General features: G+C 74.7%; 8 protein-coding genes. 4 read left to right on the top strand and 4 right to left on the bottom strand.

Translation table 11 applies throughout. The annotated features are described in order from the left end of the window. The 4 genes from N798_RS10360 to N798_RS10345 all read right to left on the bottom strand — a co-directional run. Positions 1-537: glycoside hydrolase family protein (locus tag N798_RS10360; RefSeq protein WP_156971703.1), on the bottom strand; the 537-nt coding region annotated here is incomplete at its 3' end. Between the two features lie 35 nt (positions 538-572). After that, a complete protein-coding gene (locus N798_RS10355) occupies positions 573-1,469 on the bottom strand; it encodes a T3SS effector HopA1 family protein (RefSeq protein WP_035948220.1) in 897 nt (298 codons plus the stop codon). After that, positions 1,466-2,392 carry a phosphotransferase family protein gene (locus N798_RS10350; RefSeq protein WP_035948219.1) on the bottom strand — a complete coding sequence of 309 codons (927 nt, stop codon included), beginning with the start codon at positions 2,390-2,392 and terminating at the stop codon, positions 1,466-1,468. The genes N798_RS10355 and N798_RS10350 overlap by 4 nt, the downstream gene beginning before the upstream one ends. A 2-nt stretch (positions 2,393-2,394) precedes the next feature. Next, positions 2,395-3,837, bottom strand: a complete 1,443-nt coding sequence (locus tag N798_RS10345; RefSeq protein WP_052117162.1) for a chymotrypsin family serine protease — start codon at positions 3,835-3,837, stop codon at positions 2,395-2,397. Between the two features lie 214 nt (positions 3,838-4,051). On the opposite strand from N798_RS10345, the gene N798_RS10340 reads away from it, so the two are divergent. The 4 genes from N798_RS10340 to N798_RS10325 all read left to right on the top strand — a co-directional run bounded on the left by N798_RS10340 (position 4,052) and on the right by N798_RS10325 (position 9,360). Then, on the top strand, positions 4,052-5,650 hold the full coding sequence (locus N798_RS10340) for a S8/S53 family peptidase (protein ID WP_156971702.1): 1,599 nt from the start codon (positions 4,052-4,054) through the stop codon (positions 5,648-5,650). Further along, positions 5,647-6,276, top strand: a complete 630-nt coding sequence (locus N798_RS10335; protein ID WP_035948217.1) for an RNA polymerase sigma factor — start codon at positions 5,647-5,649, stop codon at positions 6,274-6,276. The genes N798_RS10340 and N798_RS10335 overlap by 4 nt, the downstream gene beginning before the upstream one ends. After that, on the top strand, positions 6,273-6,776 hold the full coding sequence (locus N798_RS10330) for a hypothetical protein (protein ID WP_035948216.1): 504 nt from the start codon (positions 6,273-6,275) through the stop codon (positions 6,774-6,776). The genes N798_RS10335 and N798_RS10330 overlap by 4 nt, the downstream gene beginning before the upstream one ends. 199 nt (positions 6,777-6,975) lie before the next feature. Beyond that, positions 6,976-9,360, top strand: a complete 2,385-nt coding sequence (locus N798_RS10325) for a CHAT domain-containing protein (protein ID WP_035948215.1) — start codon at positions 6,976-6,978, stop codon at positions 9,358-9,360. Positions 9,361-9,365: the final 5 nt, after the last annotated feature.

Raw genomic sequence — 9,365 nt, 5'->3', positions numbered from 1 at the left:
GTGGTCGGGCCAGCTGCGGCCCCACGGCTCGACGCGCGCGCGGTGGCGCAGCTCGGCGACAACGGCGGCGGCGTGCTCCTCGTGGTGGCGGGCTCGCGCCAGTGAGAGCAGGATCCCGGCGAGCCCGTCGGTGAGGTCGCTCCCGTCGGACCAGCCGCGCGAGGCGCGCCCGCGACGGAGCAGGTCGACCCCGGCCTCGCCGACGAGCAGCCCTGCGGGGGCGTCCGGCTCGTCAGGACGCGATCGCAGGAGCGCTCGCATCCCCGACGCGGCGAGCTCGACGGCGTCGGGGCGGTTGAGGGCCTCGCCGAGGTGGGTCAGCGACCACACCACCCCGGCATCGCCGTCGTAGAGGGAGCGCCGGCCGGCGACGACACCGATGGCGCCCTCTGGTCCGGTCTCCCAGGCGGGCCAGGTCGGGTCGCCGTCGTCGTCGAGGATCGCGGTGCGCACGAGGAGGTCGACGCACCGGTGGGCGGCCGCGAGCACGACGGCGCGCTGATCGGCAGGCTCGTCGGTGGGGTCGCTCCCTGGCATCAGGTCGTGCTCCGTCTCGGTCAGGGCGGCCCTCATCACGCCGACTCCGTCGCCCGCGTGCCCCGGTGAGGTGCAGAGGGGTCCACCCCGGTGCTCCGCAGCTCGTCGGCGACGAGGTCGAGCCACGCTCCGGCGTCGACGACCTCCCCGGCGAGTCGAGCGTATGCCGTGGCGACCGCCGCGCACCGGACTTCGCCGAAGCTCGCACCCGTCCCGGGGTCCTCGGCCCACCCGATGCCCTCGCCGAGCCGGGCCGTGAGGGCCGGGGGCTCCCCTGTCGTGAGACCGGTGAGGGCCTCGACGACGGCGCGCCGCACCCGGTGGCGCCGCGGTCCGGCGAGGTAGAGCACGACGGCGTCGGGCCGGTCGAGCTGCTCGGCGGAGGCGGCGACCTTGAGCATCCACAACCCGTCGGCGTCGAGCACCGAGGTCACGGCGCGCACGAGCCGGCCGACCTCGCCGGCCGCGGGCCGGAGATAGACGCGCACCAGCCCCGCCGGCACCGAGCTCGGGTCCCATCGACCGCCCCAGGTCCGCCACCACCCCTCCTGGATGACCGATCCGGGGCGGTCGAGGACCCGCACGCGGTCCCCGGTGCGTGGCGGGAACCCGGGCCTGCCCCGGGTCGTGACGTACTCGCCGCGGCACAGGGCCCGGCGCCCAGTCGGCGTCGCGACGACGACGATCCCGGCGATGCCCGTGGCGACGACCTCGGTGTCCTCCTGCGACCAGCGTGCCGACCCCGCGTGGGCGGCCCGCGCCGTGCCCGCGACCGGCGCGGCCCAGCGGTCATGAGGGGCGCTGCGAGGTGGGCGGACGGCATACCAGTCGCGATAGAGGACGTCGGCGGGCGAGGCGTCCGTGGGAGCCTCGCGAAGAACCTTGTATGCCGTGAGCACCCGGCTCGCGTGCTCCGGCGCCCACGTGCTCATGACGGCACCTCGGCCGCGGCGGCCTCGGCGACCGCGAGCAGCCGGGCGACCTCTGCCGCGCCGGCGTCGCCGCGACCCAAGGCGACCTGCCAGGCCGTCATGACGGCACGCACGCAGCGCCACGCGGGCGTGAGCTCGGCCGGGCCGCAGGCGGCCCAGTAGGACTCGAGGCAGAGCGCCGCCAGGTCGAGGCCGGAAGGCGAGAGGGCGGCGAACATCGCTGCGGCAGAGGCGAGGTCGTGCTCAGGGCTGCCGAGTCCGCCGAGCTCGAAGTCCAGGAGGGCGATCCGCACGCCCCCGGCCGGCGAGGTCTCGACCATGACGTTGCCGGCCGCGACGTCGCCGTGCACGAGGTGGGTCGGCCGCCACTGTGCGCGGGCCACATCGACGGCACGCCGGAAGGCCGGGTCGGCGAGGCGGTCGAGGACGACGCGGGTGTCGGGCCGGACGCGGCCACCCTCCATCGAGACGGGCAGCGCGTCCAGCAGCGGCCAGGGCGTGGCCGCTTCGGGCAGGCCCGACCCGGCGACCGGGAAGCGGTGGAGCCGGGCGAGCGCGCGCCCGACATCGATGGCGACGGGGCGGAGAATCGCGCCCCCGACGACGCCCGCGAGCTCGACCCCCGGCAGCGCGGTCATCCACACCGACCCCGATCCCCCCTGCAGGATCGGGGCCGGTGCGAGTCGGAGGGGCGCGATGGCGCCCAGGATGCGGGCCTCGACGGCGGCGGTGTCGTCACCGTCGAGCCGCGCCGCCGTGCCGGGTTGCTTGACGAAGCCGACGGCGACCCCGGCCCGCTCGACCGCGTGCACGGCGTTGCTGCGGGACACCGGTCGCACCCGCACGCGGCCGGCACGGACGTCCGCCACGGGCACGAGCCCGTGACGGACGGCCGCGCCGAGCAGGCTGGGCGACGCGGCCACGGTCAGGCACCACCCGGGTGGCCGGACCCGTCGGTGGCGGAGTCGAGGGTCTCGACCTCCTCGAGCGCGGCGCGGTAGCCGGTCCAGAACGCCTCGTCGGCGGCGGACTCGATGTCGTCCGTGGACGCGCCGTAGGCGCTCCTCCGGCCGCCGATCGACCACTCCACCGGCGGACGCTCCCACTCGCCGCCGCACGCACGGGTCGGGAGCGGGCAGCCGAACCGGGTGACCTCGATCTCGCAGAGCGCCGGCCGGGTGACGTCGCACAGCGTCGGCCGGGTGACGGCGTCGCAGATCGGTGACCGGGTGAGCAGGGTCGGGCACAGCGCCGCGATCCGCGTCCTGATCGTCGGGCACGACACCTCCGGACGGGTCCGCAGGCAGATCGAGATCCGGGTGTTGAGGCACGAGGAGATGGGTCGCGTCACGAGCGCCGTCGGGACGAGCAGGTCGACGGCGAGCTCGTCGAGGGCGGCCTGGATGGGGTTGGCGAAGGTCATCGACCCGTTCGTCGCACCGGCGAAGAGCAGCCCGACGACGTTGCGCGAGCCGTCGAGGATGACCGACCCGGAGTCACCGGTGTTGGAGAACCGCGGGTTGCGCGCGGTGTCGGTGTCGATGCGGATCTGGTGGCGCAGCGTGCGCGAGCCGACGTCGCTCCCATAGTCGACCGTGACGGTGAAGTCGGTCGAGGCGACGGTCCCGAACGTGTGCTCGGTCGTGCGCCCCCGCTTCTGCACGGCCATGCCGACCGTGGCCGCGGTGCTGCCCACGACGTCGCCGATCCCGGTGACGGTGGCCGTCCACGGCTCCGACGTGTCGACGGTGATGACGGCGCCGTCGACGTTGTCGGACAGGACCGCTCGCGTGAGCGAGCCGAACTCCCCGGTGGGCGCACCGCCGTCGACGAGCGAGGGCTGGACCATGCGGTCGCCGACGCTCCACGTGTTGTTGACACACGCGACGTGGAAGTTCGTCAAGGCCATCGTCGCCCCCGTCGCCCGGTCACGGACCATCGCACCGAGCGTGCCCACGAAGACGTAGTTCCCCGGCGCCGGGACGTCCGGCGGCGAGAGGAAGACGCTGCGCCGCGGGCCGATGCTGATGCCGCCGGCGAGGGTCGGGTAGTTGGCCGGGTCGACGAGCAGCTCGGTCTCGTCGACCTGCTTGAAGGCCGGCTGGAGCTCGATCTCGAGCTCCTGGACGTCCGTCTTGACACCGTCGATCTCCGCCGGGATGAGGGCCCCCTTGCCGAGCTTGCCCTTCGGCTTCTTCTCCTCGACGAAGACGACGATGCTCAGCTCGCCGGTCTTCCTGCCGTCGGTCTCCTTCTCGGCGATGTCGACGGCGACGACGCCGGGCCTGGCGATGAGCTCGTCCTCGACGGACTCCTTGACCGGCCTGATCGCCGCGCGCTGGGCGGCCTGTTCGGGTTGTGTTGCCATGACTGCTCCTCGGGCTGGGTGCGGGGCCGCCCCTGCACGGCCCCGACAGCGAGAAGGAGTCCGCCCCGTCTGGCCAGATACATCGGCGGGGCGGCGACTTTTTGCACAGATTCGTGTGCCGATCGCGTATCTGGACGGCTTTGCCGAACTCCTTTCCACGTGACCGGCCAATCCCTACGCTGAACTGACGGCACCAGCCGCCGCGAGTCAGCACGTGAGCTCACGGAAGGCACAGATGAACCACGACGAACGCCCCGACAGGGCCATGCGACGCATCCCCACCACCGTCGTCCCGGGCACGGCCGTGCGTCGCCTGGGCGCCCGCTTCCTCGACCCGACCACCGCTGTCCGGGTCGACGGGCGCGCGCCGGACCCCACGGCATACGTCGCCGACGTCCTGCTCGTGAGTGGTCTCGAGGGCTTCTCCTTCGACGAGCGCTTCAGTGTGCTCGCCGAGACGGCAAAGGAACGCGGGTATGCCGTGGAGCCGGTTCCCGACGACGGCCTCCTCGGTCTGGCGCGGCGCAACGACCTCCTGGAGCAGCTCGACGCGGTGGGGCAGACGGCCGTCCGGCTCGTGCCCGCCCAGCGCGACTCCGCCCCGGCGGACGCCTGGGAGATCCTCCAGTCGACCCGGACCCGTGGGGCGCGCGGCATCGGCCTGGCCCACGTCATGACAGCGGCAGGCTGGGGCGACGGGATCGGCTGGGGCGACGGCATCGGCTGGGGCGACGGCATCGGCTGGGGGGACGGGATCGGTTGGGGTGACGGCATCGGCTGGGGCGACGGCATCGGTCGCGGGTCCGGCGGCCGCATCCCGGTCGTGTGGTCGGCGCCGGTCGTGGGGCCACGCAGCGAGGACGGACCGGTCGTCGCCGTGCTCGACACCGGGCTGGGCAAGCACCCGTGGTTCGACACCGGCGTCGAGCGGCACCCGGACGGTTCGGCGGGGTCGCTCGGCGTGACCTTCCCGGCGGGGCACGACCCGGAGGACGCCGGCGTGACGACCGACCCGGTCAACGGCCGCCTCGACCGGCTTGCCGGGCACGGGACGTTCATCGCCGGGGTCATCCGCCAGCACTGTCCCGACGCCCGGATCCTGTCCGTCCCGGTCATGTGGGGCGACGGCGTCGCCGACGAGACCGACGTCGTGCGAGCCCTCACCGGTCTCTACCTGCGCCAGCTCGTCGCCCTGCGCGACGGCGGCGACCGCTCGCAGGCCCTGCACGTCGTCACGCTCTCGCTCGGCTACCGGCACGAGACGCCGGGGGCCTTCGACGACGAGGAGGCGCTCTTCCGGGTGCTGCGCGGCCTGGCCTCGCTCGGTGTCACCGTCGTCGCGGCCGCGGGCAACGACTCCAGCGACGTCGAGTTCTTCCCTGCCGCCTATGCCTCCCAGGTGACGAGCGGTGCACCGATGGTGAGCGTCGGCGCCCTCAACCCCGACCGTCGCACGGTGTCGGTCTACTCGAACACCGGAGGCTGGGTGAGGGCTTACTCCGCCGCGACCTCCGTCGTGAGCACGATGCCCGTGACCTTCAACGCCTCGCGGCGCGGCGAGGTCCTCAAGCAGGCGAACGCGAGCGTGCTCCCCTCCGTGCCCACGCGGGGCGCCGTCGACACCGACGACTACAGCGGCGGGTTCGGGCTGTGGAGCGGGACCTCGTTCGCCGCACCGGCCCTCGCCGGCGACATCGCGTCCGGTCTGGCCGGTCACGGCGCCAAGGGGGCCGACGAGCTCGGGTCCCGCGCCCGCGAGGTCGTCGAGCAGGTCCTCGCCTCCGCGGCCAAGGCCCTCGAGGAGAAGCCGTGAGCACCGCACGCGACGAGCAGCCCGGCACCGCGGGTGCGGCGCCGAGCCTCGCCCTCACCGCGGCGCGGGCCTTCACCCTGCACCGCGAGGGCGACTCCAGTGCGATGGACCGTCTCGTCGACGACGTGACACCGCTGCTCTGGCACACCGCCCGGTCGCAGGGAGCTGACCCGGCCCTCGCCGAGGACGTCGTCCAGACGACGTGGCTCAAGCTCGTCGAGCACACCCACGACATCGCCGACCCGCAGGCCGTGCTCCAGTGGCTGCTCATGACGACGAAGCGCGAGGCCTGGAGCGCGGTGCGCCGCGGTCGGCGGACCGTGCCGAGGGAGCCGTGGGAGGAGACGCCCACACTCGACCCGACCGCCGCGGCGACCGTCCCCGACCCGGCCGTCGCGACCGAGGAGTCCGAGCTCGCCGGTGTCATCTGGCGGCACATCGAGCGCCTCCCCGAGCGTTGCCAGCAGCTCCTCCGGCTCGTCGCCTTCGTCGACCGCCCCGACTACGCCGCCGTGAGCGCCGCGCTGGGGATGCCCGTCGGCAGCATCGGGCCCACGCGCGGTCGGTGCCTCGCCAAGCTGAGGCTCGCCCTCACGTCCGACCCCGCCTGGGAGGTGACGGCATGAACACCCCGAACCCGGCCGAGGACGTCCTCGCTGGCCAGCCGATGGACGCCGACGACGAGCGCGCCCTTGCCCTCGTCCGCACGCACCTCGCCGCCGCCGACCCCGTGCCCAGCGGCCTCGCCGAGCGCGTGAAGTTCGCGATGACGGTCGCCAGCCTCGAGGCGGAGGTCGCCCACATCATCAACGAGGGCGCCCCGGCCGGCACGGTCCGCACCACGGAGTACGACCGCGCCACGACGGTGACGTTCGAGAGCGACGGGCTGAGCATCATGGTCACGCTCGAGGACGCCGACCGCGGCACGACCACCGTGCGCGGGTGGGTCACCGCGCCGGGCGCGGAGGTCGAGCTGCGCGAGCGCGCCCGGTCCGCGACGACGACGGCCGACGACGAGGGGCGCTTCGTCTTCGAGGGAGTCGAACGCGGAACCGTCCACCTCGTCATCAGGCGCCACGACGAGCCGGGCGCCCGCCCGGTCATCACGCCCGGGATCGAGATCTGAGGGGCGGCCGACCACGACGCTCGACAGCATTCGCGACCTCCACGAGAGGGGGAAGGCCGAGAACTCGGCGGGACACTACCGACGAGCCGACGCCGCGCTGTCGCGCGCCCTCACGGCCCTCGACGCCGTCACGCCAGCGGGCGCCGACGAGGCGCGGGACCTCGCCCGTCTGCGGGCACGGGTCCTCATCACCCGGGCCGTGTCGCGCCTCGGCATCGACGGACCGGATGCCGCCCTCGCGCTCCTCGGCTCGGTGCGCGACCTCGCCCGCCGCCACGACGCCCCTCTGCTCGAGGTGCAAGCGCACCTGCAGGCCGGGGCGATCCACGTCATGTGCTCCAACTGGATCGAGTCCCTCGACGAGCTCGGCCACGTCGAGCCCCACCTCGACGAGCTCGTGCCGCGCGAACGCTGCTCGGCCCTGCTCAACCGGGGGCTCGCGTCGGTCTCGCTCGGCGACCTCGAGCACGGACGGGCCGACCTCGACCGCGCCCTCGACATCGCCGTCGAGCACGGCTTCGTGGCGCAGGAGTACAAGGCGCGGCACAACCTCGGCTGCGTCGCGTGGATCGCCGGCGACATCCCCGGCGCACTGGCGCTCATGCGCGAGGCCGCCGACATGCCGCTCGACATCACGAGCGCCCGCGGCCTGCTCGACCTCGGCAAGGTGCTCCTCGACGCCGGTCTCATCGACGAGGCCGAGGACGTCCTCGCCCGCGGGCTCGACGCCGCGCGGCGGGACCGGCAGCCGCTCGAGCGCGGAGACGTCCAGCTCGACCTCGCCCGCTCGGCCCTGCTCCGCGGCGACGTGGCGCAGGCCCGGGTCCGGGCGGGGCACGCCGTGCGCACCTTCCGGGCGCTGCACGCCGACGGCCGGACCGAGGAGGTCGAGCTCTTCGGCGCGGCCGTCGACCTCGGCGTCGGCCGCAGCCTCACCCGCGCGTCCCGCGTCGCGGCGAAGTGGGACACCACCACCCCGGTGACCCCGCCCGAACGCCTCGCCACCCGGATCCGCGCCGAGGTGGCGCTCGCGCACAACGACCGGCAGGCCGCGCGGGTGGAGCTCGAGCGCCTGCGCAGCGACCAGCCCCAGCCGCTCGGCGCCCGTCTCCACGAGCACCTCCTCGCCTCGAGGCTCGCCGCCGCTGACGGTGACGCCGACCGGGCGACGCGGATCCTCGAGGAGGCCGCTGAGCAGCTCGCCCTCGACCAGGGCGGCGTGCACAGCATGGAGATCCGGGCCGGGCTGGCCTTCCACGCCGCGCGCATCCGAGACGCCGACGTCGAGGCCGCGACCGACTCCGGGTCGCTGCCCGCGCTCTTCGAGAGCGTCGAGCGGTGGCGAGCCGCGTCGCACCGCGCCCCGCCCCTGCGCCCGCCCGAGGACGAGGAGACCGCAGCGCTCGTCGGCCGCCTGCGCCGCCTGCGGCGGAGCGCGGACGACACCCCCCTGTCGAGCGCCCAGCGCGAGGTCGTCCTCCTCCAAAGCGAGATCACCGAACGGCTGCGCGCTGCCCGAGGGGAGCGCGACGAAGCCGACGTCCGCGCGGTCGCCTTCGAGGCGGCGGCGCGGGCGGTCGCCGAGCGTGACGCCACGCTCGTCACCTTCCACGAGGTCCGCGGCACCGTCGTCCGGCTCGTCGTCGACCGCTCCGGCACAGCCGCCCAGAGCGTCCTCGGCCCGGTCCGCGACGTCGCCTCCGCGAGTGCACGCCTCACCTCCGACATGCGCGCGTATGCCGTCGCGAGGCCGTCGATGGCGGCCTTCCTCGCCCGTGCCCGCGAGTCCTCGCTGCGCGAGGTCGACGGGCTGCTGCTGCGCGGTGTCGAGCTCTCGGGCACGGTCGTCGTGGTCCCCACGGTCGGGCTCGCGTCACTCCCGTGGCGGGCGCTGCCCACGCTGCGCGAACACCCCGTCGTCGCAGCGCCGTCGGCGACGGCGTGGGTGCGCCGACCGGTCACGGCGAGCGCCGACCCGACCATCGGCGCCCTGTGGGGGCCTGGTCTCCCGCGGGCGCGCGAGGAGGTGCGCGCGGTCGCCGAGGCGTGGGGCCGGCATACGGGTGACGGCTCGGGGGTCCGACCACGCAGCACGGCGAGCACGGTCCAGACCGGCGAGGCCGGGGCGGCCGTCGTCGCGGAGGGCGCGGCGGTCACGGCCGACGTGCGCTCGGCCCTCGCGACGGCGAGCGTCGTGCACCTGGCCGCGCACGGGCACCACGTCGACCAGAGCCCGCTCTTCTCGTCGCTCGACCTCGCCGACGGCCCGGTCTTCGCGCACGAGCTGCGGGCTCCCCTCGCCGCCGAGCTCGTCGTCCTGTCGGCGTGCGACGTCGGCCGCAGCCGCGGACGACCGGGCGACGAACCGCTCGGCCTCGCGGCCGCGCTGCTCGGGCTCGGGGTGCAGTGCGTCGTCGCGGCGACGAACCCGGTGCACGACGACGTCGCGGCAGCCGCCATGGTCGACCTGCACAGGCGGCTGGCGGTCGGCGTCGACGTCGCGTCCGCGCTGCGGCTGACCGCGCAGGCGGTGCCGGGAGCGGAGGCATTCTGCGCCTACGGCAGCACCTGGCAGACCGACTGAGTGCG

The organism is Knoellia flava TL1 (assembly GCF_000768675.1).
GTDB lineage: Bacteria > Actinomycetota > Actinomycetes > Actinomycetales > Dermatophilaceae > Knoellia > Knoellia flava.
This window is presented reverse-complemented; position numbering and strand designations above follow the sequence as displayed.

What these genes read in the sequence shown, in the direction of transcription:
- N798_RS10355 (WP_035948220.1), bottom strand. Translation starts at nt 1,469, where the DNA reads ATGAGCACGTGGGCGCCGGAGCACGCGAGCCGGGTGCTCACGGCATAC.
- N798_RS10345 (WP_052117162.1), bottom strand. Translation starts at nt 3,837, where the DNA reads ATGGCAACACAACCCGAACAGGCCGCCCAGCGCGCGGCGATCAGGCCG.
- N798_RS10330 (WP_035948216.1), top strand. Translation starts at nt 6,273, where the DNA reads ATGAACACCCCGAACCCGGCCGAGGACGTCCTCGCTGGCCAGCCGATG.